We start from the raw sequence: 25,748 nt of genomic DNA, 5'->3' as shown, positions 1-25,748 counted from the left end.
GCGGAGCAAGCCCCGGGGTACGAAAGGACCCCCCGCGTACCTGGAAGAGCTCACTTACCCTTGCTGCATTCCTGCCCTGGGGGAGTTCGGTGAGGTACCACCACGCGGGGGGCCGGGTTCCACTGTAGTCCAGCGGACCGCTCGATTCGAATCCCGGTTGCCGGCACATCTTCCTGCCCTGCTCGGCAGCATCGGGAGTCGGTGGCGATGAGCTGCGATCCTGACTTCAGGCAGCCGGATTGGGTTCCTGCGGAGCTGTCGGGTACGCTCGTCCACGGAGGATTCGCATAGTGGCCTAGTGCGCACGATTGGAAATCGTGTTGGGGATGAAACCCCTCGCGGGTTCAAATCCCGCATCCTCCGCCAGTCTCAGGGCTCCGAGATCGTCCGCGATCCGGAGCCCTTGGCTTTTCCAGGGCGCGTCTTCCCCCGGTCAAGAAGACAACTCCCCCTGCGCGTCAAGCACCACATAGGGCGGACGATGCGGCAGGACACCCCCGGCAAGCAGATGCTCCCCGACCAGGCGGGCCCCCTCCAATGCGCCGCCGAGCGCCGGCATGACGAAGAATCGTCGTCGACCCAACGCAGAGGCCAAGGCCACCCGCACCCCGTCGAGGTACAGCAAGCCGCCTACCGCCACCACCGGACCGTCAGGCAGAACTGTCCGCGCCGACTCCACCAGGTCAGCGAGATGCTCACCGGCAGCAGTCACGATGGCCCGGGCAAGCGCGTCATCAGCGGCCACCTCACAGACCACCGGCGCGAAACGGGTGAGCGCGAGGTCTCCGTGCTCGGCGAGCAGCCTCGACCAGTCACGCTCGTCGCCGAACTCCACGCGGGCTGCCGCGAGCAGCCGTTCCGAACCGTCGGGCACTCCGTCGCGGTGACATAACGCTGCGGCCAATCCCTGTGCACCGATCCACGCCCCGGATCCTCTCCCGCCCAAGGGAACCGGCCACCCGTCAAGGAGATGCCAGCGGTCGCCAAGATCCGTGACGAGCGCGGAAGCCGTGGGACCGAGGTTGAGGCAGATACCGGGCAGCACACCACCGAAAGCCCCGACGTGGGCGGCATAACTCTCGTCGACGACGACCGTCCGCTGGGCGCCCACGGCGTGCAAGGCGGCGAGAAGGTCGAGGGTCGGCCCGCCACGCCAGCCCGGGTGCACCGCCCAGGTCACTGCTTCCGGAGGCCGGCCACCCCGCTCGGTGAGGACGGCGACAGCAGCGACGAGCGCAGCCGCGTCAGAAAGATCTCCGGGGTCGACCGCGGCGTCAGGGACCTCGACGAAGGAGTCCGCGGCGTCGGTCGTCCCAGTACGTCTGGCCCGGACGCCGCCGGTGCCCACGGTGACGGCCAGGACATCGCGGGCAGGAGGGGTCAGCTCGCTCATACGTGACCCATCGGCCACCTGGGCGCCCCTTCCACTTTTCCAGGGATGAGAAGTGTTCCTCGACGGGAAAATCGAAGAATTGGTCAATGTCTTACCCGACGGTAAGATCTCCTTCGGAGAAGGTGTGGCCAGACAGCCCCTGCAGCATTCCGTTCACGAAATCGTGACTAATCGTTGCCGAATCCGGGCACGTACCGCGTAGGAAATTCGTCCTAGATGTCGGTGAGAGAAGTCGAAGCCCAGTGAGACACACCTTTTTTCTCTCGAAGAAACGGTGGCCGCACAGGAACCTCGGCCCCTGTTGCACCGGCGACGAGCCCCACGGCTCCCTACGGATAGCAGCTGGCTCACCGGCACCTCTCGCTGCGCGCGACCGCACCCCTCGTTCGCGGCGAACCCTACGCAGTGAAGCGTCGCCACCCCTGTTCCGTTTCCTGACGACCTTCGGCAACGACCAACGCTCCCCGCCCGGAGAGCGTCCGCCGGTCTCCGGCACGCCGAGGAATGACGATGGGCGAGGATGGAGATCTGCACCGGGGCAGGATTGATTCAGGGGGGGAACTAGGAGGAGATCGTGACCGACCTCGACGGACGTGGATATCCGAGCGCATCCACTAGCCAGCGCCGCCGTTCGATCATCGCTCTGGCTGCACTGGGGTCTGTTCTCCTCATCGCCTTCCTCACCGCGTTCTCCTACATCCACGGATGGTTCCCCTCGCAGAGCGTGGCCCAGCCCGCAGCCCCGACCTCGAAGGCCACCGAACCCGCCCAGCCATCGGGCTCACCTGCGCCGCCTTCTGCGCCACCTTCCTCACCGTCCTGTACCCCGATGACGCCGAAGAAGGTCACGGTCAACGTCTTCAACGCGACAAAACGCCCAGGATTAGCCGGGACAGCAGCGAAAATCTTGAAGGACCAGGGCTTCTCGGTGGGTAAGGTCTCCAACGACCCGTCGAACAAGAAGGTCGAGGAATCCGCAGAGATCCGCTTCGGAGCTTCCGGGGAAGCCAAAGCGGATTTCCTGGTCAGCAGGGTCGTCGGCGCGGTGAAAGTCCAGGACAACCGCAGCGATGACACGATCGACATCGCCCTGGGCGAGAAGTTCAGCAGCATCAGCCCCGGCCCGAGCAGCGGAGGCTGCTGAGGAGCAGAGCAGGCACGATTCAGGCGGCAAGCACCTCCTCCAATGCCTCCCTGGTCGGCCCAGCCGCCGAGATCGGCTGACGCACCGACAGCGCCGCAGCCACCGTCGCCACCCGGGCCGCACCCTCCAGGCTCTCCCCTCTCGCGATCTCAGCGAGAAAGGCTCCTGTGTAGGCGTCCCCAGCCCCGGTCGTATCCACCACATCCGAGATCACCGGCGCAGGGAAGTGAAGACTTTCCCGGTCAGGACGGATCAGATGACTGCCGCGAGCCCCGTCCCGCAGAAGAAGGAAACCATCGGGGCGGACCAGGTCGAGCACAGCCGCTGAGCGACGGATGTCATGGGGATCCACGACGGGGGAGAGTTCTCCACTGAGCAAGGAGAACTCACGGGTGTTCAGCGAGAGCACGTCCGCTCGTCGGAAAGCAGCATCTGCCACATCCTCAGGAATCTCCGCGACCAAAGGCCCGGGGTCGATGACCACCAAGGCGTCATCGCCGACGTCTTCGGCGAGCCAAGTCGCCAGGGCCGGACCTGAACCCGGGTAGGTCAGGTCGTACCCGGAGACGAAGACCACATCGTCCGAACGAACGGGGACCAGCGAGAGCTCCTCGCGAGTCAGTTCCGATTCGACCCCGGCAGAGGTGACGAAGGTGCGCTCACCGTCAGGCTCGACCATCCCCACACAGAAACCTTGCTCGCCGACGACTCGGGGGATCAGTTCAGCAGTCCCTTCCTCGATCAGCGCTGCAGCGACGATTCCGGCGAAAGGTCCGGTGCCGATCCGACCAGCCAGAGCCCCAGGCAGGCCGAGCCTCGCCGCAGCCGCCAGGACGTTGAAACCACCACCGGCTTGGGCGGTCGCACTACGAGCCATGACGTCACCGCCTCGGGAAGGCAGCTGGGATACCGGCATGATGACGTCAACGATGACGCTTCCGGCGACGACAAGCCGTCGTGGTCTGATATTCATCACACTCCGTTCCTCCGAAGTCCACGCATGGCAGAAATAGGTCTCGTGCGACGGCGTCCGACCAAGGCGTCACACACTAAAAATTTTCGAATGCGTTGGACTTCAGTAGCATTCAACTCCACTTGTTGGTCACGTTTGCCCCATGTGCACGCATATGTCAAGGAGAAACCCTGCGCTGCCCGTCGAAGTCCACCGATCGATGGGCAAGGCGCACCCCTCATCGCAAAAGGTCGCGCAAAGACTTCACCTCAGCTTCTGCGTGCCCCGTTCCCGTGCAGCATTCCCTCGGGCACAGTAGAGAGAGAAGACCTCTCCTCGGCCTGAGCCTCGGGAAAAATTCTCTCCGGTCACATCGGACGCCTTCCTGACGGTTCCTGGACGAAAGGGAGTGCGGTGACGTCCAACGGCAACGCCCGGTCCGGGGTGGAGCGCAATGGCATCAATGTGATCGCCGAGGACGAAAGGTACGGTCGCGCAGGCGACCTCTTCTTCCCCTGGTTCGCAGCGAATGCCTCCGTCCTGGGGTTGAGCTACGGAGCCTGGCTGTCCGCCTTCGGTGGTTCGCTGCGGCAATCCGTTCTGGCCATCTTCCTCGGAGTACTCGCTTCCTTCCTCCTGGTCGGGATGATCTCCCTGGCCGGACAACGCGGCTCGGCCCCGACGATGACCCTCTCCCGATCGGCCTTCGGCCCCTGGGGAAACCTGGTCCCCACCGCAGTGGCCTACCTCTCGCTGATCGGCTGGGAGATCGTCCTGATCTCCATCGGAACGCTCATGGCCCGCACTGTGGCCCGACGGATCGGCGCCGGCGACGGCTCCCTCGCCATGGCGGCAACCTTCGTCACGATGGTGATCATCGTGATGGCCTCAGGGATACGCGGGTTCCCCTCGATCATGCGAATACAGTCCGGTCTCACCTGGGCCACCGGCGTCCTGACCATCGGCTACCTGTTCCTCGTCGCCGACCACATCCACCCCGAGGTCGTGCTGGAGCGCCCTGAGGCGTCCGTCAGTGCCATGGTCGGCCTGTTCGTCTTCTGCCTCACCAGTTTCGGCCTGAGCTGGGCTAGCTGCGCGGCAGACTATTCCCGCTATCTTCCCCGTCGGGTCTCCGGGAAGAAAGTGGTCTCCGTGACCGTCTTCGGAGGATCATTACCGATCCTGGCGTTGGTGATGACCGGACTTTTTCTGAGTGCCTCCGACAGACAACTCGCCGGACACATCGCCTCCGACCCGATCGGAGCACTCACCGGGGCTCTCCCCACCTGGTACGTCCTGCCTTTCGCGATGGTAGCTCTGCTCGGCCTGCTCTCCGGGGCGATCCTGGACATCTATTCCTCGGGACTGACCCTGCTCAACCTGGGTCTGCCACTGAAGAGGTGGCAGGCCGTCGCCGTGGACGGGGCGCTGATGATGGCCGGTTCCGCCTACATGGTCTGGTTCGCGCCCGGTTTCCTGACCGTCTTCCAAGCTTTTCTCCTCGCTCTGGGAGTACCGCTGGCTGCCTGGATCGGAGTATTTCTCGCCGACTTCGCCCAACGACAAGGCCAGTATCCCGACGCTACCGCTCCGGAGGAGATGCCCCACCGGAACCGCCTGGTCCCACTGGTACTGATGGCACTGGGAACAACGGTGGGCTGGGGGCTGGTGACGAATCCAACACTGCCCGTGTTGGGATTCCTCCTGCCGTGGTTCGGCGACCCAGAAGGACATCTCGCGCGTTCCGGCGCCGGCGTCCTCATCGCGATGAGCATTGGATTTCTCGGCAGTTTCCTCATTCACCAAGTCAGTTCATGCCATCGCCTTGAGGCGGCCTTCGGTGGTAGCCACGCCCGGCAGAGCTAAACCCCGCCCGCCGGGCGCCACTGCGGCCTAGGCTGAGAACATGGAGTAGCCAGACACCCCTCATTACGGGTGTACAACACGGCGACCCCGGGCCGCCGCATCCCCGCTGACGAGACCAACGCCGAAGAAGCGCTTCCGTGGACGAGACGGACCTCGACGACATCACCTATGACACTGTCGTACCGACACTGCAGCCGGGCGCGATGGCGCACATCCGGGATCTTCTGGCCGACAGAGGCCTGGACCACGATCCCAGCGTCGACATCTTCTGCGTCGCCCACAGCCACGGCGAGCTCATCGCCTGCGGCGGCATCTCCGGAAATGTCATCAAATGTGTGGCCGTCCGTGAGCGGTACCACAGCATCGGAGTCCTGGAGCACTTGGTCACCGAGCTGACGTACACCGCACTGGACCGCGGGATCAGCCATCTGTTCCTCTACACGAAACCGGCCAACGAACAGGCCTTTCTCGGCTGCGGTTTCCACACCATCGTGCGGGTCCCCGACACCGTCGTCCTGATGGAGAACTCCCCCTTCGGGATCAGCAAATGGACCGAGGAGCTCAGCTTCTACCGACGGGAGCAGCCCCGCGTCGGCGCCTGCGTGGTCAACTGCAACCCCTTCACCCTGGGGCACCAGTACCTCCTGCAACAGGCCGCCGCCGACTGCGACTACCTCCACGTCTTCGTCGTCAGTGAGGACGCCAGCTTCTTCTCCTATCGCCACCGGCTCGCTCTCGTCCGCGCCGGAGTTGCGCTCCTCCCCGAACGCGACCGCATCCACGTCCACCCCGGCTCGCAATACATCGTCAGCAAGACCACCTTCCCGACGTACTTCATCAAGGACAGCGGCATCATCGACATGGCCGCAACCGCCGTGGACCTGCGGATCTTCCGCGAACACATCGCACCAGCCCTGGGTATCACCCACCGTTACGTCGGCACCGAGCCCTTCTGCCAGGTCACGCGGCGGTACAACACCGACATGCACTACTGGTTGGAACGCGAGAAGGACGACCACCCCCCGGTCGAGGTCGTCGAGATCCCGCGCTGCGCCCACGACGGTGACGCCATCTCTGCCACCGAGGTGCGCCGCCGCATCATCAACGGCGATCTGGACGGGCTGCACGACCTCGTCCCGCCGACCACCTACGCCTTCATCGTGGAGCGCTACGGCACCCCGGCCGACCGTGACCGGGCCACCGAGATCACCAACCGCACCGCCGGACGGGCCGAAGTCCACGAGACCGCGCTGGCCGCGCTGGCCCGCGCCTTCGACCGGCAAGGAGTCGGCTGAACGACCAGGAGACCACCGGGCGCTCCGCCCGTGGACATCATGTCGACCAGTCCCAGTACACACCGTCACCCATGCAGTCAGGCAGGAGAGGAACGATGCGCATCGACCGCGAGGCCGTCGCCGGGACCTTGGAGTCCAGCGACGTGATCGTCCGGGTGGCCCCGGTTGGAGAGGACACCGAGGCCACCCTCGAAGTACTGGTGATCTCCAATGTGATGGCCCAGTTCGGTGACGCGATCCGAGAAGTGGTGGATGACACGCTCACCCGTCTGGGGGTGGAGTCCGGACGCATCGTCGTCGAGGACAAGGGCGCCCTGGACTGCACCATCCGAGCCCGGGTCCAGGCAGCGTGTCTGCGCGGCTCCGGCGCCCCGGAGAACGTCGATTGGAGTCGGCTGTGAACGCCTCGGGCCATCACGGTGAGCATCACGCCTACACCGCAGGAACGGCCCCCCACTCAGGACGTCGCACGATCCGCACCGACAAGCCCCACCGGTCCATGCTGTTCATCCCTGGCAGTAATGCCGCGATGCTCTCCACAGCCTATGTCTTCGCCCCCGACGCGATCATGTTCGACCTGGAGGACGGGGTCGCGCTGCGGGAGAAGGACTCCGCCCGGCTGATGGTCTTCCACTCGCTCAGCCATCCGGTCTACCGGGCGATGGAGACCGTGGTCCGGATCAACCCCTTGGACACCCCGTACGGGCTGCTCGACCTGGAAGCCGTCGTCCGGGCCGGGGCAAAGATCGTGCGTCTGCCCAAGACCGAATGCGCCCAGGACATCGTCGAACTGGAGGAGCGGGTCGCTGCCATCGAAGCCGACTGCGGACGCCCTGTGGGGTCGACCAGACTGATGGCGGCCATCGAATCGGCTTCCGGTGTGGTCAATGCCGTCTCCATCGCCACCGCCAGCCCCCGGATGGACTCCATCGCTCTGGCCGGTTTCGACTACGTCATCGACATGCAGACGACCCGGGGTGACGGCACCGAACTGTTCTACGCCCGTTGCGCAGTGCTGCACGCCGCCCGGGTGGCCGGTATCGGCGCCTACGACGTCGTCTGGTCGGACCTGTCCGACGAACAGGGTTTCCTCGCCGAAGTAGAGCTGATCAAACGGCTCGGTTTCGACGGAAAATCCCTGATCAACCCGCGGCAGATCGACCTGCTGCACAATGCGTACGCCCCCACCCAACGGGAGCTCGACCACGCCCGCCTCGTCATCGAGGCCGCTGCCCGCGCCGAGGCTCAAGGGCTGGGCGTCGTCTCCCTGAACGGCAAAATGGTCGACGCCCCGATCGTGGCAGCCGCGCGCAGAACCGTGCAGTACGCCGATGCGTCAGGTGTACGGCAGCAAGAAGGGGCCTGAGAGATCATGAACGACAACATCCACACCGTCGACTCCTATGCGGACAATCTGGCCCGGGTGACCGGCCGGGAGACCCCCTTCTTGCAGGGACTTCGCCCCTTCACCACCTTCGACGCCCTGGCCCCGCACTTGTCCGACGCGAAGGCCAAACGCACCCGGAAACTCGTCGAGTCGCTGCCGGAGGCCATCCGTAGGACCGGGCTGGAGAACGGCATGACAATCTCCTTCCACCACCATTTCCGAGAGGGCGACAAGACCATCCTCCAGGTCGTACGCGCCCTCGCCGAACTGGGACTGCGTCATCTGACCCTGGCCTCCAGCTCGTTGAACAACTGTCATGCCGGACTGGTCGAATTCATCCGCGCCGGGGTCATCAGCCGGATCTACACCTCCGGGATGCGGGGGCAGCTGGCCCGGGAGATCTCCGGCGGACTGCTGGACGAACCGATCCATATCCACTCCCACGGCGGACGGGTCAATCTCATCCAGTCCGGGGAGCTGCACATCGACGTGGCCTTCCTCGGGGTCAGCCAATGCGACTCGATGGGCAATGCCAATGGCATCTCCGGGCACAGCTCCTGCGGCAGCCTCGGCTATGCCATGGTCGACGCCCGGTACGCCGACCAGGTGGTGCTCCTCACCGAGGAGATCGTCGAGTACCCGCACCTGCCCGCATCGATCCATCAGGACCAGGTCGATCTGGTCGTGCAGGTCGACGAGGTCGGCGATCCGGGCAAGATCTCGGTGGGTGCAGCCCGGATCACTTCCAACCCTCGCGAGCTGCTGATCAGCCGGATGAGCGCCGATGTCATCGAACACAGCGGCTTCTTCAACGACGGCTTCTCCATCCAGACCGGGTCCGGTGGGTCGGCCACCGCCACTGCCCGCTTCCTGGAGGCGAAGATGCGCCGCAAGGGGATCACGGCAGGTTTTGCCCTGGGCGGGATCACCGGTGCCATGGTCGACCTGCACGAGAAGGGGCTGATCCGGGCGATCCTGGACACACAGAGCTTCGACTCCGAGGCGGCGCGTTCCCTGCGAGAGAACCCGATGCACCACGAGATCTCCACGAACCAGTACGCCTCCTTGACCTCCAAGGGCGCCTCGGTCGATGAGATGGACGTCGTCATCCTCTCCGCCCTGGAGATCGACCTCGACTTCAATGTCAACGTGATCACCGGTTCGGACGGACTGATGATGGGCGCTTCCGGCGGACACAGCGACACCGCCGCCGGTTCACACCTGTCGATCATCGTGGCCCCGCTGATCCGTTCACGGATCCCCACGGTCGTCCGGCGAGTCACCACCGTCGTCACTCCCGGGGCGAATGTAGGAGTCCTGGTGACCGACCACGGCATCGCGGTCAATCCGGCCCGTCCCGAGGTCGCCGAGCGGCTGCGTGCAGCCAGACTCCCGGTGTACACGATCGAGGAACTGCACGAACGTTCCCTGTCGATCACCGGTGAACCCCGGCCGATCGAGTTCGACGAGAAGGTCGTCGGGCTGATCCGTTACCGGGACGGCTCGGTGATCGACGTGGTCCGGCAGGTGCACGCCTTGACACGCCGGTGAGGGCTGCCGGACCGTACGAGGAGATCGACCTGGCCGAGATGTTGGCCGCCCGGGACGCCCGGGCGGCCAACCAGTCCCGGTTGCTCTCCGTGGTGTGCTCCCTGCGCGGAGCGCACCAGGCCGCGGAGGTCCTCTTGCCTGCAGGAGAACGGCCGTCGGGCTGTGTGCTCTCGTTGTCGGTGGTGGTTCCCGGGCCGGTGAAGACCCTGCCGTGGGTCGGGCCGGTGTTCGACGAGGCCGTCCGGGCCGTGGAGCGTCTCTGCGCTGATCAGGGGTGGCCGGTCCACGACCGTGTGCTCTCGCCGGTGGCTCGGACCGGGCCGGAGGCACTGTGGGCGCTTCAGGCCCCGGGCCCACGGGTCAAAGCTGTTGTCACTGCGCTGGAGGACAGCCATCCGGTAGGACGGCTGTGGGATCTGGACGTCGTGGTCACCTCCGCAGACGCCCCGGCGGTCGGCGCTCGAACAGGTGTGCTCTCCCCCGATGTGGCGGCCCCGATACCGCTCTCCCGGTCCGACCGGGGTGTCCCTCCTCGACAGTGCCTGGTCTGCGGGCGCCCATCAGCCGAATGCGCGCGATCACCACGACATCCGCTGCCTCAGGTATTGGCGGCTGCCCGTCGGCTGGTCGGCCGTTGGGAGCTGGGCGAGGTCTCTCCCGCGGCGCTGCTGGCCTACGACTGTCTGCTGGCCGAGGTGCACCACACGCCGAAACCAGGATTGGTCGATCTGCGTAACACCGGTGCGCATCACGACATGGATGTCCCGATGTTCGAGGCCAGCGCGGCAGCGACCGTGCCGGGGCTGGCCCTGTGCGAGCAGATCGGCACCGACCAGGCCCGCGCCGGAGGCGAGCTGCCTGACGCGCTGCCTCGGCTCCGTACAGCAGGGCTGAGCGCCGAAGCCCGGATGGCGGAGGTCACCGGCGGGGTGAACACCCACCGGGGTGCGATCTTCGCCTTCGGGTTGCTGTGCGCCGCGGTCGGCTGGTTGAAGGCGGCCGGTCACCCGGTCGACGTAGATACGGTGTGTTCCCTGGTGTCGGCGACAGCTGCCCCGACCCTGGCCGACCTCCCGGACGTGACCTGCCCCACACATGGGTTGACGGCTCGGGCTGCCTACGGAATGGCCGGGGCCCGGGGAGAGGCCGCGAGTGGTTTCGTGACGGTGCGTGTGCATGCGCTACCGGCGTACGAACAGGTCTGGGCGGTCTCTGGCGACCGGGCTGCGGCAGCCGGGCAAGCCCTGCTGGAGTTGATGGCGCACAACGAGGACACCAATCTGGTGGCGCGGGGTGGCCCTGCCGCAGTGGAGCTGGTGCAGAACCGGGCCAGGGGCCTGCTGGCATCCGGCGGCACGCTGGCTCCTGGCCACGAGGCCGCGATGCGTACTTTCGACGACGAGTTGATCGCGGAGGGTCTCTCGCCGGGCGGGGTGGCGGATCTGCTGGGGGTGACGCTTTTCTTGGCTCACCTGGACAAGACGACTGCCGACGGTACCTGCGGAGCGGCCTCGTGATCTTCCGGACTCCCCGGATGTGGTCGATCCGTACCGTGAAATTCATATATTTCCCTGCGCATCAAGACAGTTCACGCCTTACAGTCGAAGAGGAGAGGAAAGACCCGAAGGGGAGGGACGATGGCCCGACTCCGCTGGCTCGAACGTGTACGGCACCCTCCGGTCAAACATGCCGGGCCAGCCGCCTACACCCTTCCCTCGCGCTCTCCCGAGGAACTGATCGAGGAGTTCCGGAAGAACCCGACAGCGAGTGATCTACGCCCCATCGTGCGTGCGATGAGCCGCGACGTGGTCGCTTGGCTGATCGGCCACCCGGCAGCCTGCTCAGCTCAGGAGACGAGGTTGTTCCGGGCCGAGATCCTGACTTCCCCAGAGCTGGAGCCGCTTTTCGAGGCACGGATGCGCCACCTGGCTCAGGTCATCAGCCAGGCCAGCACCACCGGTCACGAGATCCCGGCGTTGACGTTCAATCTGCCGCTACGTCCGACCACAGAGGGCTTCTACGACGACATCCTGGACGTGATGCCGACAGGTTCCTTCGTACGCTTCGACATCGGCTACCCCGATTTCGACCTGACGACAGCCCATGCGGCGGTGCAACGACTGCGCGACCGACAGATCAGGGTGTCTCTGTCAGGGCTGTCCGCCCTGGTCGAGGACGGAATGACCGACGAAGCCGGGGGCGGGGAGACCTTCCCCGAAGGCCATGACGCTGGAGCCGAGTCGCGGCGTGACCTCGTCGTACCGGCCGACCAAGTAGGAGCAGTACCCGAGTTGGCTCTGACAGAGTCCCTTTCCGAGGAGGAGATCGTTCGCGAGCTGGCTCCGGACGTCTTGGTCTACGACAGCGCCACCCCACTGGAATATCGCGATCGGATGCCTCAGCTGCTGCGGCTCCGGGCAGCGGCCGGGCGCCCGCAAGTACTGGTTTCCGGGGTGTCGACGGCCGTGGACGAATGGGCGGCGATCACCTGCGGTGCGAACTGGCTCAGCGGTCCGTTCTACGAGCGGGAGAGTATGTCCGGCCTGGATCAGCTGGCGGATCGTCCGGAGTTACGGCGGGCCGACGAAGAACTGAGTGCCTACGAAGTAGCTGCGAAGCTGTACACCCCGCGAACGGTGACAGTGGGAGAAGCCCTGGACCTGGCTCTGGAGTTGCATCATCGGGTGTGTGCCGTCGGCGACTACGCCGATGCCTACCTGTCGATGCCGACCATCGAGGGGATACCGACGCGCGCGCTGGCGGCGATCGAAGCCATGCTGCGTTCGGGCGCTGCGGTCACGACGGTGTCACCGGATCTGACGGCAGCACCCGCGGAGGGCATGATCTGGGGGCGGACAGATCCGGACGACTCCCTGGCGCAGGACTGGGTCTTCGTCACCCTCTTCCCCGGAGAGGGGCAGGTGCTGGTGGCCCGGCCGTCGCAAGGGGCCGACATCACGAAAGGGCTGTCGTACATTTTCGCTCAAGATCGTGAGATAGCTTTGCGCATCGCTCGCCGAATTAGCCGTAGTGCCAACGGTCAGTAAAGACTTCAGGCAAACTACCGGGGAGGATCCAGTCGGACGCCCAGGTGTGTGACCTACACCGCACCAAAGGTCCCTTGACGGTGGCTGTCGCCGCCCGGCAAGATGTGGAATCGATTTCAGTGGAAACGATTCCACCTCGACTGCCCTCCGCAGCATGCCCCTGACGTGCGGGAAAAGGCAGCCCACCGCGTCCAGCCCGGAGCCCCATGCACAAGGAGGTGCAGCACATGGCCACACTCCGCGATGTCGCCCGCGAAGCCGGTGTTTCCTCGGCCACCGCGTCCCGAGCCCTCACCCACTCCGGCCCTGTATCGACCGACACCCGTGAACGCGTCATCGAAGCAGCACGGAAACTCGACTACCAGGTCAACAATCTCGCCCGCGGTCTACGCACCCAACGCACCCGCGCAGTCGGCCTCCTCGTCCCCGATATCCGCAACCCCTTCTTCACCGACCTCGCCTACCACGTCGACAAGGCCGCCGCCCAACGCGGGCTCGCCGTCATGATGGGCAGCGCCGACGAGCAGACCAGCCAACAGGACCGCTATCTCAACGTCCTCACCGGACACCACGTCGACGGCATCATCGCCGTCCCCCAAGGGCCGGCCAGCGAAACTCTCGTCCGCACCGCAGCAGCCGTCCCCACCGTCCTGGTCGACCGCGACCCCGGCATCCCCGGCGTCCCCACGGTCACCAGCGACAACCACGGCGGGATGACCGCACTGGTCGACCACGTCGTCGCCCTGGGGCGGCGCCGCATCGGTGTCGTCGCCGGGCCTCAGACCACCTCCACCGGTCGAGAACGTCTCGAAGCCCTGCGCGGCCGACTCGCCGAACACGGCATCGAACTACCCGCGAACCGGATCGCCGAAGGCGACTTCCAGCTCGAGAGCGGCCTGGCCGCCACCGAACAGCTCCTCTCCTGCGGAGACCTCGACGCCATCGTCGCAGCCGACAACCTCATGGGCCTGGGTGCCATCATGGTGCTCCGGCAAGAGGGCATCAGCATCGGCGACGACATGGCCTTGGCCTGCGTCGACGACATCCCCTGGTTCTCCCTGGTCGACCCGGCGATCACCGTCATCGCCCAGGACGTCAGCCGACTCGGCGAGGTCGCCGTCGAACTCCTCCAGGCCCAAGCCGACGGTCATGCCGTCGACTCGGTCGTCGTCCCCATGCACCTCATCCCCCGGACCTCCTGCGGGGAGAAGAACATCGCCCAAGCAGAATCCGCAGGAGGCAACCGGTGAACGACTGCGTACTCGAGTTACGCGGCGTCGGCAAGACCTTCGGCCACGTCCGCGCAGTCCAAGGCGTGAACCTGAAACTCCGCGCTGGAGAGGTCCACGTCCTCCTGGGCGAGAACGGCGCCGGAAAGTCGACGCTGATCAAGATGATCGCCGGCGTCCACGAACCCAGCGAGGGCGAAATCTTCCTCGACGGAAAAACCGTGCGCATTCCCGACACGGCGACCTCCGAACAGTTCGGCATCGCCACCATCCACCAGGAACTCAACCTGGTGCCCACGCTCTCCGTCGCGGAGAACATCACCCTGGGACGTACCCCGCGCAGCCGCGGCTTCATCGACCGCAAGGAAATGCGCCGTCTGGCCCGAGCCGCCCTCGACCGGGTCGGCCTGGACATCGACGTGGACCGCCCCGCCGGAACCCTGGGCATCGCCCGGCAGCAGCTCGTCGAGATCGCCCGTGCACTCAGCCAGAACGCCCGCATCCTCGTCCTGGACGAGCCCACCGCGGCGCTCACCCGCAAAGAGACCGACATCCTGTTCGACATCGTGCGTGAGCTGCGTCAGGCCGGAGTGGCGATGGTCTTCATCAGCCACCATCTCGACGAGATCGCCGAGATCGGCGACCGGATCACCGTCCTCCGCGATGGCACCTATGTCGACACCGTCGACGGAAGCACCGACGAGGCCGAGCTGGTCCGGCTCATGGTCGGCCGCAAGATCGACGCCCTCTACCCCCGCCGCCCCGCTACCCCCGGCGACCCGCTGCTCGAGGTCACCGAACTCAGCAGCGTCGGCCTCTTCGAGGACATCTCGTTGACCGTGCGCGCCGGTGAAGTGGTCGGCATCGCCGGACTCATGGGCGCCGGGCGTACCGAGGTCCTGCGCGCCATCGCCGGGGCCGACCGATACGACTCCGGCAGCGTCACCGTCGCAGGGCAGCCACTGCCCCGCCATGACGTCGCCGCGGCTGTCCGCGCCGGGGTCGGCCTGGTCCCCGAAGACCGCAAGACCTCCGGGCTCGTCCTGAACGCGTCCATCACCGACAACCTGGGATATGCCACATTGCGTTCCAGCGCACGCGGCCCCCTCGCCGATCTGTCCGGGCAGGCCCAACGAGCCCATGGCATCGCCGACTCCTTACGTCTGCGCCGCGCCGGGATGAGCCAACCCGTCGTCAGTCTCTCCGGAGGCAACCAGCAGAAAGTCGTCTTCGGCCGGTGGCTGATGGCCGGATCCCGGGTGCTTCTCCTGGACGAACCGACCCGAGGCGTCGACGTCGGAGCCAAGGTCGAGATCTACGAACTGATCAACCAGGTCACCGCAAACGGTGGCGCTGTCCTGCTCGCCTCGAGCGAGCTCCCCGAAGTCATCAGCATGAGCGACCGCGTCCTCGTCATGGCCCGTGGCCGTCTGGTCGGCGAACTGCCCGCTGACGAGGCGACGCAGGACGCGGTCATGTCCCTGGCCGTCAAGGAGGTCGAGTCCACCCGTGTCTACTGAGACCAGCGCAACCGCCGACACCGGCGCACCGGCGAAAGAGTCTGCGGCCTCGGCTGCGGCGCTCACCCCGTGGGCGCGCATCGGCGCCTTCCTGTCTGACAACGGAGCCTTGGTCGGCCTCTTTGCGGTCTGTGTGGCGATGTTCATCGCCACCCCCGACTTCCTGACCACGAAGAACTTGTTGAACGTAGGTGTGCAGGCGGCGGTCGTCGCCGTCATGGCCTTCGGGTTGACCTTCGTGATCATCACCTCCGGAATCGACCTGTCGGTCGGCTCGGTGGCTGCGCTCTCCGCGATCACTGCCGGCTGGGCAGTCACCTCTGCGGGCTGGCCGGGATGGACGGCCCTGGTCGTCGGTCCTGCGGTCGGCCTGCTTGCCGGGTCGATCTGCGGTCTGGCGGTGGCCTATGCGAAATTGCCGGCCTTCATCGCGACTTTGGCCATGTTGTCCATCGCCAGAGGTCTCACCTTGGTGATCTCAGGTGGGCGGCCCATCGAGATGCCTGACGCGGTGAAAGTGCTCGGGGGAAACCTCGGCCCGGTTCCGGTTCCGGTGATCATTCTGGTCGTCGCCGCGATCATCACTTCGATCGTCTTGCGCCGCACTGTCTTCGGGCTCTCCCTGTTCGCGGTGGGTGGCAACTCCGAAGCAGCGCGTCTGGCCGGACTCCCGGTAGCCCGGCTGACCGCCGTCGTCTACGCCCTCTCGGGCCTCTTCGCCGGTCTCGCCGGCCTTGTCCTGGCCGGACGGTTGGCTTCTGCTCAGCCACAGGCAGCCGCCGGATACGAGTTGGATGCGATCGCAGCCGTCGTCATCGGCGGTGCCAGCCTCTCCGGTGGCACCGGTAAAGCCAGCGGGACGCTGGTCGGCGCGCTGATCCTGGCCGTGATCCGTAACGGACTGAACCTGCTCAACGTGACCTCTTTCTGGCAGCAGGTCGTCATCGGAGTAGTCATCGCCCTGGCGGTGCTGATCGATGTCATCCGTCAGAAACGTTGACCGGAAAACCCAGCACGATCCCACACCCTCCGGTCACACTGCACAGTGCACCACCCACCTATCGCTCAACGACGAGTAATCCCTGGAGAAAACCCCATGAAGCTCACCACCCGCCGCACCGTCGCCGTCTCTGTCCTGATCGGTTCGATGACGCTCACGATGACCGCCTGCAACCGTGAGTCCCCCAGCGCCGGAGGCAAGGACGGGAAGAACATCACTCTCGCGCTGTCGACCTTGAACAACCCGTTCTTCGTCGATGTCCGCGACGGTGCCCAGGAAGCGGCGAAGAAGGCCGGGGCGACCCTGAACGTCGTCGACGCCCAGAACGATGCCGCCACCCAGGCCAACCAGATGTCCGATGCGGTCACCAAGACACCTTCGGCAGTCATCATCAACCCGGTGGACTCCGATGCTGCCGGTGCGGCGGTGAAGCCGGTACTCAATGCCAAGGTGCCGGTGGTCGCCGCCGACCGTGGCGTCAACGGCGCCGAGGTGAACAGCCTGGTGAGCAGCGACAATGTCGCAGGCGGCAAGCAGGCGGCCGAGGCGTTGGCCAAGGCGATCGGCGAGAAGGGCGAGATCCTGGTGCTCCAGGGAGTAGCCGGCACCTCGGCCAGCCGCGACCGGGGGCAGGGCTTCGAAGAGGGCATCAAGGCCTTCCCGAACATCAAGGTCGTTTCCAAACAGCCGGCGAACTTCGACCGGACGCAGGGCCTGAATGTCACCACGAACCTTCTGCAGAGCAACCCGAATATCGTCGGCATCTTCACCGAGAACGACGAGATGGCTCTGGGTGCCATTCAGGCGCTCGGTGCAAAAGCCGGGTCGGCGGTGAAGGTCGTCGGATTCGACGGTACTGCCGACGGGCTCAAGGCAGTGAAGTCCGGGACGATGGCGGCGACCGTTGCCCAGCAGCCGAAGCTGCTCGGCGAGAAGGCGATCGACCTGGCGATGAAGCTCGCCAAAGGCGAGAAGGTCGACAAGACCGTGCCCGTCCCGGTGAAGACCGTGGAGACCTCGAACGTGGACGAATTCCTCAAGTGAGTTCTTCGTCGCACATCGAGCCGGGCCAGTCCGGCACCGACCGGAAAGGTGAGCACGTGGATCGGCAAGGACAGGTCGTCGTCCTCGGCTCGTTGAACGTCGACCTGTTCGCACGGGTCGATCGCCATCCGGCCCCGGGAGAAACTCTCCTGGGGCGGGGCGGTGACACCAGGCCTGGCGGCAAGGGAGCCAATCAGGCGGTCGCTGCCGCACTGGCCGGCGCACAGGTGTCGATGGTCGGCGCGGTCGGTGACGACGGGCATGCCGAGGTCGCGCTGAGCGGCCTGCGGCGCAGCGGGTGCGATGTCACCGCGGTGCGCCGGGTACCTGAACCGACCGGTTTGGCGCTGATCACGGTGTCCGCGGACGGCGAGAACTCGATCATCGTCGTCCCCGGTGCCAATTATTCGCAGGACGAGGCGGATCTGGCAGCAGTGGACCCGCTGGGCGAGGGCGACATCCTGGTGGTTCAGGGGGAGGTCCCGGTACAGACCGCGGCTGAAGCGGTACGCCGGGCGCACGCCGCCCGAGCACGCACTGTGGTGAACCTGGCCCCGGTGGTGCCTTTCCCCGCGGATGTCCTGCGGATGGCCGACCCGTTGATCGTCAACGAACACGAGGGCAGGGGCGCCGCTGAGCTACTCGGGCTTGACCTGGGCGAAGGGGAACTCTCTCCTGAGGAGATCGTGACCGCGCTGGTCGGTGCAGGTGTCTGCTCGGTCGTGATGACTCTGGGCAGTCGCGGAGCGCTGATCCACCGGGTCGACCAGACAGATGACGCGCCGGTGAACGTCCCGGCGCCGAAGGTCGACGCCGTTGACACGACCGGTGCCGGTGACGCTTTCGTCGGAGCTTTCGTAGCCCGGTTGTCTGCCGGGGACGACGCTTTGCCGGCCGCCTCAGCAGCCACGATCTTCGCCGCCCGCGCTGTCACCCGTGAAGGAGCTCAGGACTCCTATCCCGGCTGGGAGCAGCGGAACGTAGCTACGGCGATGGACACCCCGGCGGACGCTTGACCCTCGGAGACGAGACGAGCGGCCGTGGCGGGGAACGATGACGAATCGAAAGGGAATCGCGATGAGACGCGATGGCATCCAGCACGCTGAGCTCTCCCGGTTGATCGGGTTGCTCGGGCACACCGATCGGGTGGTCGTGGCCGACTGCGGTCTGCCTCTTCCCCGCGACCTACCCGTGGTGGATCTCGCGTTGGGTCGCGGGCAGCTGGGTTTCCAAGTGGTGCTCGATGCATTGCTCGACGAGATCGTCGTGCAGTCCCACACCGTCGCCTCGGAATGCGAGGATTCGCCGGCTGCTTCCTGGTTCGTAGAGCGCGCCGATCTGATGGGCGAACGACACGAGGTGTCCCATGAGCAGTTCAAGAAGGGCCTGAACAGCACAGCTTTCGCGGTGCGGACGGGTGAACGCACCGCGTATGCAAATGTCGTGCTGGAGTGCGGGGTTCCTTTCTGAACTGAAGGTACTCGGCACCGGGCTCCTGCTGCGGGCCGAGACCTTCCGTCGGGTGCCGTGTCCGATTCCCTGTCGGGCACGGCACCCGGTGGGTCGCAGGCGCGGTACGTGGTCGGGCCGTAGCCTGGGGTCTTCCCTGGGTGAAGGAGTCCGGTCCGTGCTGTCCGTCCCGTCTTCGGTGTCGTCCGTCCTGGTCGTCGACAACGACGATTCGTTCACGTACAACCTGGTCGATCTGTTCCGTGCGGCCGGTTGCCGGGTCGACGTGGTGACCAACCGTGACCGGGAGGCCATCTCCCGTCTGGACCGGTATGACGCCGTGGTGCTCTCCCCCGGTCCGGGGAGCCCGCATGTCCCCGAGGATGTCGGTATCTGCCTCGACATCCTGGAGGGAGACCTGCTGCCTGTCCTCGGGGTCTGCCTGGGCCATCAGGCCATAGCAGTCGCAGCGGGGGGAAGGGTGGGACGTTCCGCTCAGCCCGCTCACGGCCTGGTCGTCGAGGTGGACCATGACGGTCAGGGGCTGTTCTCCGGGTTGTCCGGTCCGTTCCGCGCAACCCGCTATCACTCGCTGGAGATCGTCGAGCTGCCTGAGTCGTTGGAGGCGACGGCATGGGGCCCGGACGGCGGGGTGCAAGCAGTACGCCATCCACGAGCCCCCTGGTGGGGCGTGCAATTCCATCCGGAGTCGGTGGGGACCGAGGTGGGTACGGAATTGGTGGGCAATTTCCTGGCTGCGGCGACGCAGTGGAACCGCGTTCATCGTCCATGGCGGCAGATGGATTTCGCACACCGAGCGATCTGCAGCGACACCGACCCGGAGCAGATGCATCGTGCGCTTTTCGCCGATTCTCCGATCTCCTTCTGGTTGGACAGTTCGAGTGCCACGGCCGGGGTCAACATCGGCGAGTCCCGTTGGTCCTTCCTAGGGGATGCGTCGGGTCCATTGGCCTCGGTGGCTGTGCACGATCTGGGTGGTGGATGCGTACGAGTCACCGGACGAGACGGAGAGCGGGTGCTCGCCGGAGGCTTCCTCGATCTGCTTTCGCAGGATCTGGCATCCCGAGGAGATTGGGCAGCGCCACCGGTGCCTTTCCCGTTCGTCGGCGGATGGGTCGGTTACCTGGGGTACGAGACGAAGGCCGAATGCGGTGGGGGCCTACGTACCGCCGATGGGCATCCGGAGGCGGCGATGATCTTCGCCGACCGTTTCGTGGCCCTCGACCATCACACCGGTACCTGGCATCTGGTCGCGTGGTCGCACGGTGGGTGTGCCGTCGAGCAGAAGAGCTGGCTCGACGGAGTCGAGGCATGGCTGACAGGTACAACCCAGGAGGGCGTACTCCCCTCGGTCGAAGCCGCCACCGAAGACGGTGACCATGCTGTGCACGCGGCTTCCGTCGTGCGCCCCCGGGTGTCCCGGGCCGATTATCTGGCCTTGGTCGAGCAGTGCCAGGAGTTGATCGCCGATGGCCAGTCCTCGGAGATCTGTCTGACGACGATGCTGACCACAGCTTTGGCCGGGCGGGATCCCAGAACGATGTACTCCTGCTTGCGCTCGGACAACCCTGCCCCGTACGGCGCTTTCCTCCGGATGCCCGGGGTGGATGTCCTGAGCACCTCGCCGGAGTGTTTCCTCCGGGTCGACGAGGAGGGAACGGTGATCTCCATGCCGATCAAAGGGACCCGTCCACGGGGCACGACGAGGCAACAGGACGAGCAGCTTCTCCAGGAGTTGGGGGCCAGCGTCAAGGACCGCGCAGAAAACCTGATGGTCGTCGACCTGGTCAGGCATGATCTGGCCCGAACGGCGGTGCCGGGCAGCACCCGGGTGAGTGAGCTCTTCGGGTTGCGCACCTATGCCACAGTGCATCAACTGGTCAGCACGATCTGTGGTCGGCTCGCTCCGGAGACAGATCGGGTTGAGGTCGTCCGGGCCGCTTTTCCCGGTGGGTCGATGACCGGTGCTCCGAAAATTCGCACGATGGCGTTGATCGATGACTTGGAGGGAGCGCCGCGGGGGGTCTATTCAGGAGCGATCGGCTACTTCTCCTTGTCCGGCCAGGTCGATCTGTCCATCGCGATCCGGACGGCGACGGTGGTCGGGGAAGAGATCCGTTATGGCGTCGGCGGTGCGGTGACGGCGTTGTCCGACCCGTTGGAGGAGTACGAGGAGATCCTGGTGAAGGCCCGCCCGTTGACCGGTCTGACTGGCAGTCCGGTCCAGGTGGAAGCTGGTCCGGAATGTTGATCGTCGAGTCGTGGCGAGTGGTCGACGGGCACATCGCGGCGCTCGATGCTCACCGAGCACGCTTCCTCTCGTCCTGTCGGCGGCATGCCCCTGACCTGGCTGTGTCGGCCTTCGAGGAAGCCTGGTCGGAGTTCCTGCTACAGCTCCCGGCGCACGGTGACTTCTTCCCTCGCCTTCAATTCGACACCGAGACGAAGGCCTTCCGGCAAGCAGTTCGCCCTTCACCGGTGCGGCCCCCGACGGCGACCTTCTGGTGCGCCCCTGCGGGAGATCCTCGCCGTCATCCGGAGGTGAAAGGCCCTGATCTTGACCTCTTGGCCGGCCTACGTGCACAGGCCACGGCTGCTGGTGCACAGGAAGCCTTGATCCTCGCTCCGGACGGAACCGTGGTGGAAGGTGCGTACACCGCAGTGGTGTGGTGGGAAGAATCCACATTGTGTGTCCGCGACGACAGCCTGCCCAGGCTGCCTTCCGTCACCGAGGAGCGTTTGCTCGGCATCTGCGCACGCCGGGGCATCCCTATTCGCCGCGGCCGACTCGACTCGAGGCTGTTGTCCAGTCACGAGACGTGGATCGTGAACTCTCTCGACCAGGTGCGGCTTCTGGTCTCGGAACCGGGAAGCGCCGGAGCGGGCTTGCGCGCCGAGAGCGACCGGCCGACGTTCTCCCGGCGTTTCGACGAATTGTCGGCTGCACTCTGGTCGGGGTGGGCACCGCTGCCTTCGTGCTGACCGGAGACGGTCCGGGCCTGGGCGTGGATCTGGCACGCCCCGTCGAAGATACGGAAGGGCCCCGTCACCGACACTTGACGGGGCCCTTCTCCTCAGGTCTTCAGGTCAGCTACGACCCTCTTCAACCGAGCCTTCAGCAGCGGCGTGCGGTGAGTTCGCGACTTTCTGCGCGTGATGGCTGTGCCAGACCTCGCCGGGGATCCCGCCGGGAACGTACTGGTTCTCGTCGAGGTCGAAGACGCGTTGCATCAGCGGCCCGTCCTGGTTCTCGAAGTCTTTCAACGCTCCAGCAGCGTATTTGCCGAGCAGGAAGAGCGCGGACAGGTTGATGACGGCCAGGAGCGACATCGCCACATCGGCCAGGTCCCAGACGACGCCGAGGTTCTGCATGGCGCCCCAGAACGTGGCGCAGACCACGAGGACACGCACGGCGAGGTTCCCCCAGCGTCCTCCACCGATGTAGTCCTGGTTGATCTCGGTGTAGGCGTAGTTACCCAGGATGGTGGAGAAGGCGAAGACGAAGATCAGCACTGCCATCACCGGGGCGACCCAGGAGCCCAGCTCGGAGACCACTGCCGCTTGGGTGAGGGTGGCGGCGGAGGATTTCTGGGTGACACCGGGTGCGTAGACCGACGGTCCGGCCAGGATGATCATCAGGGCGGTGGCGGTGCAGACGATGATGGTGTCGACGAAGACACCGGCCGACTGGATGAGGCCCTGGTGAGCTGGGTGGCTGGTGGTAGCGGCTGCGGCGGCATTGGGCGCTGAACCCATACCGGCTTCGTTGGAGTACATGCCGCGCTTCACGCCGTTGAGCACGGCCGCGATGATGCCGCCCATGGTTCCGTAGAGCGCCTGATCGAAGCCGAAGGCTCCGGCGATGATGGAGCCGATGGCACCGGGTACGTCGGTGATGCGCACCAGCAGTACGGCGATCGCAAGGAGCACGTAGAGCAGAGCCATCATCGGGGCCAGCCATTCGGTGACCTTCGCGACCTGCTTGATGCCACCGAAGATGATGACGGCGGTGAGCACGGTCAGGCCGATGGCCACGTTGAACTTGTCCAGCCCCCAGGTGGAGGAAGTGACATCGGCGATCGTGTTGGCCTGCACTCCGTTGAAGCTGAACCCGAAGGTGAAGATGAAGATGGCAGCGAAGAAGGTGCCGAAGACGCGGGATTTCAGGCCTCGCTGAATGTAGTAGGCCGGGCCGCCACGGAAGGTGCCGTCGTTGTGTGGGACCTTGAAGAGCTGGGCGAGCGTCGCCTCGACGCAGGCGGTAGCCATTCCGAGCATGGCCATCACCCACATCCAGAAGATGGCTCCGGGGCCGCCCAAGGTCAGGGCGATGGCGACTCCGACGATATTTCCGGTGCCCACCCGGCTGGCCAAGCTCATCGCGAAGGCTTGGAAGGAGCTGATCCCCCCGGCCCCGGCATTACCGCGGCTGGAGAAGATGATGCGCCACATATTTCCTAGATGCCGGAACTGCACACCGCGGGTGACGATGGTGAAGTAGATGCCTGCGCACGGCAGGACCACGACGAGGAGCCAGGTGAGCCACTCGTTGAGGAAGTCGACCACGGCTTGCATGGGGGCACCTCCAAGGTTCGGTCGAAATTTAAGGGGTAGGGGGAAGACTAAGGCTCGCAGCGGATGCCGTTGACCACAGCAGGACCCACCCGGGCTGCATTAGCCTCGTAAGCCCGGCCAAAAAAGCTGATTTGAAAGGGATCTACGTTTCTCGACCAGAGATACCCAAAACCGAAAAAACTTCGAGAAGCGGCCCCGGAGAAAACCGACCTGGACGAGAGCACACGCGGACTCAGCGGGTTATGGATGCTCGCATCGGTGCGCCCCAGAATCCTGTCAGCACAAGAACTTCTCCGCTCGGGAGAGAATCTCCTCGCTGGCGTCAGGCAGCACCGGCCAACGGATTGCACGAAGAAGTAAGGGCGCTCGGTCCAGACCTCGAGCAAGGCACTACTAACATGGCCCGGTCATGTCACCGTCCGCTTGGGGGAACGATTCTCCGTGGCTAATCCACACCGTCGTCCGGGTGCGTCCGCGCCCGTCGAACCATTGCCCTGGTGGGCGCTGGGACGACGTGCCGCATACGCCTTGCGTATGGCACGCGCCTTCGGTGCAACCCGTCGTTATGACATCAACGGCCGCAGCTTCCTCGGTCCGACCCCCTGGGCCGAGCTGCCGGGCCTGGGCTTCTGGCTCCTGTTGACCTATTTCGGCCAGGTGTACACCTACCGCCACGGGGGATGCATGGCCACGATCCTCACCCCTTGGCGCGGTATCGCGCTGGCCTGGGTGGCCTTGGGTGTCACCACGGTCGCGGCGTTGATCGGTCCGCAGGCGCTGATCGCCCTGGGATGTGTCGCCGTGGTCTTCGGTCTGTCGATCGCCTTCGGCGTGGCCAGCGCGATGCGAGGCCGGGATCAGGCCCAGTACCTCCGCGATCAGATCCGCGGCAATTCCACCGATGTCGACGACGACTGGGAGACCGCTGCGCACTACCAGGCAGCAGACTCACGCATCCGCATCAATGGCGTCTACCTGGTGGGGCACCTGGCTGCCGAGTCCGGTACTGGCGGGATCTCCTTCTTGTGGCGGGTCACCGAGCTTCACCTCTCCCAGGGCTATGCGGTCGTCATCGACGCAGCGAATCCTCTTCTTTATCAAGTCTATTCACGCAACTATATTCCATTGGACGGACGTCCAGGAGCCCTGGTCGCCTTTCCGCAGCAACATGCCACCCGAACAGCCCATCCGCGCCGGAACCACATGCCTACGCCCTTCTGATCCAGCACGGGGAAGGCATGCCCTACGTCTGATCGATCCAGGTCCTCATCCGGCGGTCTCGGAGGCCGCTCCGCCCTGCGCCCGCCTGATGATCGCCGCCACCAGATCCGGCAACGACGGATTGGAATCCGACCGACGCTGAATCAGATCGACCTGCCGGCACAGGTCCTCGTCCGTCAACTCCAGATAAACCACCCCCGGTGTCGGCACGGCCGCCAGCTGCGGGATCAAACTGACCCCCAGCCCCGAGGCCACCAGTTCCCGAGCGAGTTCATAACTGTCCGCACGATGCCGGATATCCGGGGTGAACCGGGCCCGCCGCCCCAGGTGGGTCAGCACCGCCTGGAAACCCTCGCGGGGACGCGGCGCCACCCAGGCCTCGCCCACCGTGTCAGCCACCGTGCACTGCACCGCCCCAGCAAGCCGGTGCGCGCCCGGAACAGCCAGGAGCAGCGGATCACGGAAGAGCTCCGAACGCGAGAGCCCTGCGGTCGGATAGTCCGGGGCGAACGCATACCGGTGAGTGACCGCCAGATCGACCCCTCCATGGAGCACCGCGCCGACGATATCCCCCGGCTCCACCTCCGTGATGTCGACACTCGCCCCCTGATGCTCCTCGAGGAAAGCGCTCACCGCAGGCAGCACCAAGCTGTTCGCCGCCGAGGCGAAGGTGCCCAAGCGGATCCGCCCGGCCCTGGTCCCAGCGATGTCATCGACCAGCCGGATCGCATCGTCCAAACCATCGAGGATCGGCAAGGCCGCCCGGGCCAGGGCGGCTCCTGCTGCGGTCAACCGGGTCGATCGCGGGAGACGCTCCAACAGCGGAGTCCCCAGCCGCTCTTCCAGTGCGGTGATGTGCTGCGATGCCGCCGATGCGGTGATCCCCGATTCCTTGGCCGCAGCCGCGATACTGCCCAGCGCCGCGATGTCGACAAGAGTGCGTAACTTCACCGGATCGAGCATCAGAAAATCTTATCCTCCGCAGGAGTGCAGATCGCGGCCCCGTCGGCAAGTCCTCCCCATCCATCGAACGATGGACCCCCGGAGAACCACG

Annotated in this window: 21 protein-coding genes, 1 tRNA gene and 1 other RNA gene; 18 read left to right on the top strand and 5 right to left on the bottom strand. The window is 65.5% G+C overall.

Going from position 1 to position 25,748, the window contains the following annotated elements; all coding sequences use genetic code 11:
* Positions 1-20: 20 nt before the first annotated feature.
* Positions 21-117, bottom strand: an RNA gene (ffs, locus tag DX923_RS01680) — signal recognition particle sRNA small type.
* 159 nt (positions 118-276) lie between these two features.
* Between ffs and DX923_RS01675 the strand changes: the two genes are divergently transcribed.
* Positions 277-366: transfer RNA gene (locus tag DX923_RS01675), tRNA-Ser, on the top strand.
* Between the two features lie 67 nt (positions 367-433).
* On the opposite strand, the gene DX923_RS01670 is transcribed toward DX923_RS01675, so the two are convergent.
* Positions 434-1,393 carry a hypothetical protein gene (locus tag DX923_RS01670; RefSeq protein ID WP_116112232.1) on the bottom strand — a complete coding sequence of 320 codons (960 nt, stop codon included), beginning with the start codon at positions 1,391-1,393 and terminating at the stop codon, positions 434-436.
* A 574-nt stretch (positions 1,394-1,967) separates the two neighbouring features.
* On the opposite strand from DX923_RS01670, the gene DX923_RS01665 reads away from it, so the two are divergent.
* Complete coding sequence (locus tag DX923_RS01665; RefSeq protein ID WP_116112231.1) at positions 1,968-2,537, top strand: LytR C-terminal domain-containing protein; 570 nt, start codon at positions 1,968-1,970, stop codon at positions 2,535-2,537.
* Positions 2,538-2,556: 19 nt separating this feature from the next.
* Here DX923_RS01665 and DX923_RS01660 read toward each other — a convergent pair whose 3' ends face one another.
* Positions 2,557-3,510: a PfkB family carbohydrate kinase gene (locus DX923_RS01660; RefSeq protein WP_116112229.1), complete on the bottom strand. Its 954-nt coding sequence runs from the start codon at positions 3,508-3,510 to the stop codon at positions 2,557-2,559.
* Positions 3,511-3,903: 393 nt separating this feature from the next.
* On the opposite strand from DX923_RS01660, the gene DX923_RS01655 reads away from it, so the two are divergent.
* From DX923_RS01655 to DX923_RS01585, 15 genes are all read left to right on the top strand, one after another.
* Positions 3,904-5,355: a purine-cytosine permease family protein gene (locus DX923_RS01655; protein ID WP_162872704.1), complete on the top strand. Its 1,452-nt coding sequence runs from the start codon at positions 3,904-3,906 to the stop codon at positions 5,353-5,355.
* 137 nt (positions 5,356-5,492) lie between these two features.
* Positions 5,493-6,650: a [citrate (pro-3S)-lyase] ligase gene (gene citC, locus DX923_RS01650; RefSeq protein WP_116112226.1), complete on the top strand. Its 1,158-nt coding sequence runs from the start codon at positions 5,493-5,495 to the stop codon at positions 6,648-6,650.
* 95 nt (positions 6,651-6,745) lie between these two features.
* Complete coding sequence (gene citD, locus DX923_RS01645; protein ID WP_116112225.1) at positions 6,746-7,051, top strand: citrate lyase acyl carrier protein; 306 nt, start codon at positions 6,746-6,748, stop codon at positions 7,049-7,051.
* A complete protein-coding gene (locus DX923_RS01640; RefSeq protein ID WP_205413082.1) occupies positions 7,048-8,016 on the top strand; it encodes an aldolase/citrate lyase family protein in 969 nt (322 codons plus the stop codon). Before citD ends, DX923_RS01640 begins: the two co-directional genes overlap by 4 nt.
* Positions 8,017-8,022: 6 nt before the next feature.
* Complete coding sequence (citF, locus tag DX923_RS01635) at positions 8,023-9,588, top strand: citrate lyase subunit alpha (RefSeq protein ID WP_116112223.1); 1,566 nt, start codon at positions 8,023-8,025, stop codon at positions 9,586-9,588.
* Positions 9,585-11,105 carry a triphosphoribosyl-dephospho-CoA synthase gene (locus DX923_RS01630; protein WP_116112222.1) on the top strand — a complete coding sequence of 507 codons (1,521 nt, stop codon included), beginning with the start codon at positions 9,585-9,587 and terminating at the stop codon, positions 11,103-11,105. Before citF ends, DX923_RS01630 begins: the two co-directional genes overlap by 4 nt.
* A gap of 120 nt (positions 11,106-11,225) precedes the next feature.
* Complete coding sequence (locus tag DX923_RS01625) at positions 11,226-12,635, top strand: hypothetical protein (RefSeq protein ID WP_116112220.1); 1,410 nt, start codon at positions 11,226-11,228, stop codon at positions 12,633-12,635.
* Positions 12,636-12,862: 227 nt separating this feature from the next.
* Positions 12,863-13,885, top strand: a complete 1,023-nt coding sequence (locus DX923_RS01620; protein ID WP_116112218.1) for a LacI family DNA-binding transcriptional regulator — start codon at positions 12,863-12,865, stop codon at positions 13,883-13,885.
* Positions 13,882-15,384, top strand: coding sequence for a sugar ABC transporter ATP-binding protein (locus DX923_RS01615; protein WP_116112217.1), 1,503 nt, complete (start codon positions 13,882-13,884; stop codon positions 15,382-15,384). The genes DX923_RS01620 and DX923_RS01615 overlap by 4 nt, the downstream gene beginning before the upstream one ends.
* Positions 15,374-16,384 (top strand): ABC transporter permease subunit, encoded by a 1,011-nt coding sequence (locus tag DX923_RS01610; protein WP_116112215.1) that lies wholly within the window; start codon positions 15,374-15,376, stop codon positions 16,382-16,384. Before DX923_RS01615 ends, DX923_RS01610 begins: the two co-directional genes overlap by 11 nt.
* A gap of 96 nt (positions 16,385-16,480) precedes the next feature.
* The gene (locus tag DX923_RS01605) at positions 16,481-17,428 is read left to right on the top strand and encodes a D-ribose ABC transporter substrate-binding protein (protein WP_116112213.1); all 948 of its coding nucleotides are present in this window, start codon (positions 16,481-16,483) and stop codon (positions 17,426-17,428) included.
* Positions 17,425-18,444: a ribokinase gene (locus tag DX923_RS01600; RefSeq protein ID WP_240322699.1), complete on the top strand. Its 1,020-nt coding sequence runs from the start codon at positions 17,425-17,427 to the stop codon at positions 18,442-18,444. The genes DX923_RS01605 and DX923_RS01600 overlap by 4 nt, the downstream gene beginning before the upstream one ends.
* Before the next feature lie 61 nt (positions 18,445-18,505).
* Positions 18,506-18,898, top strand: coding sequence for a D-ribose pyranase (gene rbsD, locus DX923_RS01595; protein ID WP_116116089.1), 393 nt, complete (start codon positions 18,506-18,508; stop codon positions 18,896-18,898).
* 157 nt (positions 18,899-19,055) lie between these two features.
* Positions 19,056-21,149: an aminodeoxychorismate synthase component I gene (gene pabB / locus DX923_RS01590; protein ID WP_205413081.1), complete on the top strand. Its 2,094-nt coding sequence runs from the start codon at positions 19,056-19,058 to the stop codon at positions 21,147-21,149.
* The gene (locus DX923_RS01585) at positions 21,143-21,880 is read left to right on the top strand and encodes an aminotransferase class IV (protein WP_116112210.1); all 738 of its coding nucleotides are present in this window, start codon (positions 21,143-21,145) and stop codon (positions 21,878-21,880) included. The genes pabB and DX923_RS01585 overlap by 7 nt, the downstream gene beginning before the upstream one ends.
* A gap of 105 nt (positions 21,881-21,985) precedes the next feature.
* Here the strand turns inward: DX923_RS01585 and DX923_RS01580 are convergent, their stop codons facing one another.
* A complete protein-coding gene (locus DX923_RS01580; protein ID WP_116112209.1) occupies positions 21,986-23,473 on the bottom strand; it encodes an alanine/glycine:cation symporter family protein in 1,488 nt (495 codons plus the stop codon).
* A gap of 441 nt (positions 23,474-23,914) precedes the next feature.
* On the opposite strand from DX923_RS01580, the gene DX923_RS01575 reads away from it, so the two are divergent.
* Positions 23,915-24,694, top strand: coding sequence for a hypothetical protein (locus tag DX923_RS01575; RefSeq protein ID WP_162872703.1), 780 nt, complete (start codon positions 23,915-23,917; stop codon positions 24,692-24,694).
* A 45-nt stretch (positions 24,695-24,739) separates the two neighbouring features.
* Here the strand turns inward: DX923_RS01575 and DX923_RS01570 are convergent, their stop codons facing one another.
* Positions 24,740-25,657: a LysR family transcriptional regulator gene (locus tag DX923_RS01570; RefSeq protein ID WP_116112206.1), complete on the bottom strand. Its 918-nt coding sequence runs from the start codon at positions 25,655-25,657 to the stop codon at positions 24,740-24,742.
* Positions 25,658-25,748: the final 91 nt, after the last annotated feature.

The sequence above is a fragment of the Austwickia chelonae genome (assembly GCF_003391095.1).
GTDB classification, from domain to species: Bacteria; Actinomycetota; Actinomycetes; order Actinomycetales; family Dermatophilaceae; genus Austwickia; species Austwickia chelonae_A.
The sequence above is the reverse complement of the archived record's forward strand: the minus strand, read 5'-3'. Positions and strand labels throughout refer to the sequence as shown.

What these genes read in the sequence shown, in the direction of transcription:
- DX923_RS01605 (WP_116112213.1), top strand. Translation starts at nt 16,481, where the DNA reads ATGAAGCTCACCACCCGCCGCACCGTCGCCGTCTCTGTCCTGATCGGT.
- DX923_RS01625 (WP_116112220.1), top strand. Translation starts at nt 11,226, where the DNA reads ATGGCCCGACTCCGCTGGCTCGAACGTGTACGGCACCCTCCGGTCAAA.
- DX923_RS01585 (WP_116112210.1), top strand. Translation starts at nt 21,143, where the DNA reads ATGTTGATCGTCGAGTCGTGGCGAGTGGTCGACGGGCACATCGCGGCG.
- DX923_RS01580 (WP_116112209.1), bottom strand. Translation starts at nt 23,473, where the DNA reads ATGCAAGCCGTGGTCGACTTCCTCAACGAGTGGCTCACCTGGCTCCTC.
- citF (WP_116112223.1), top strand. Translation starts at nt 8,023, where the DNA reads ATGAACGACAACATCCACACCGTCGACTCCTATGCGGACAATCTGGCC.
- DX923_RS01660 (WP_116112229.1), bottom strand. Translation starts at nt 3,510, where the DNA reads ATGAATATCAGACCACGACGGCTTGTCGTCGCCGGAAGCGTCATCGTT.
- DX923_RS01570 (WP_116112206.1), bottom strand. Translation starts at nt 25,657, where the DNA reads ATGCTCGATCCGGTGAAGTTACGCACTCTTGTCGACATCGCGGCGCTG.
- DX923_RS01620 (WP_116112218.1), top strand. Translation starts at nt 12,863, where the DNA reads ATGGCCACACTCCGCGATGTCGCCCGCGAAGCCGGTGTTTCCTCGGCC.
- citD (WP_116112225.1), top strand. Translation starts at nt 6,746, where the DNA reads ATGCGCATCGACCGCGAGGCCGTCGCCGGGACCTTGGAGTCCAGCGAC.
- rbsD (WP_116116089.1), top strand. Translation starts at nt 18,506, where the DNA reads ATGAGACGCGATGGCATCCAGCACGCTGAGCTCTCCCGGTTGATCGGG.
- DX923_RS01670 (WP_116112232.1), bottom strand. Translation starts at nt 1,393, where the DNA reads ATGAGCGAGCTGACCCCTCCTGCCCGCGATGTCCTGGCCGTCACCGTG.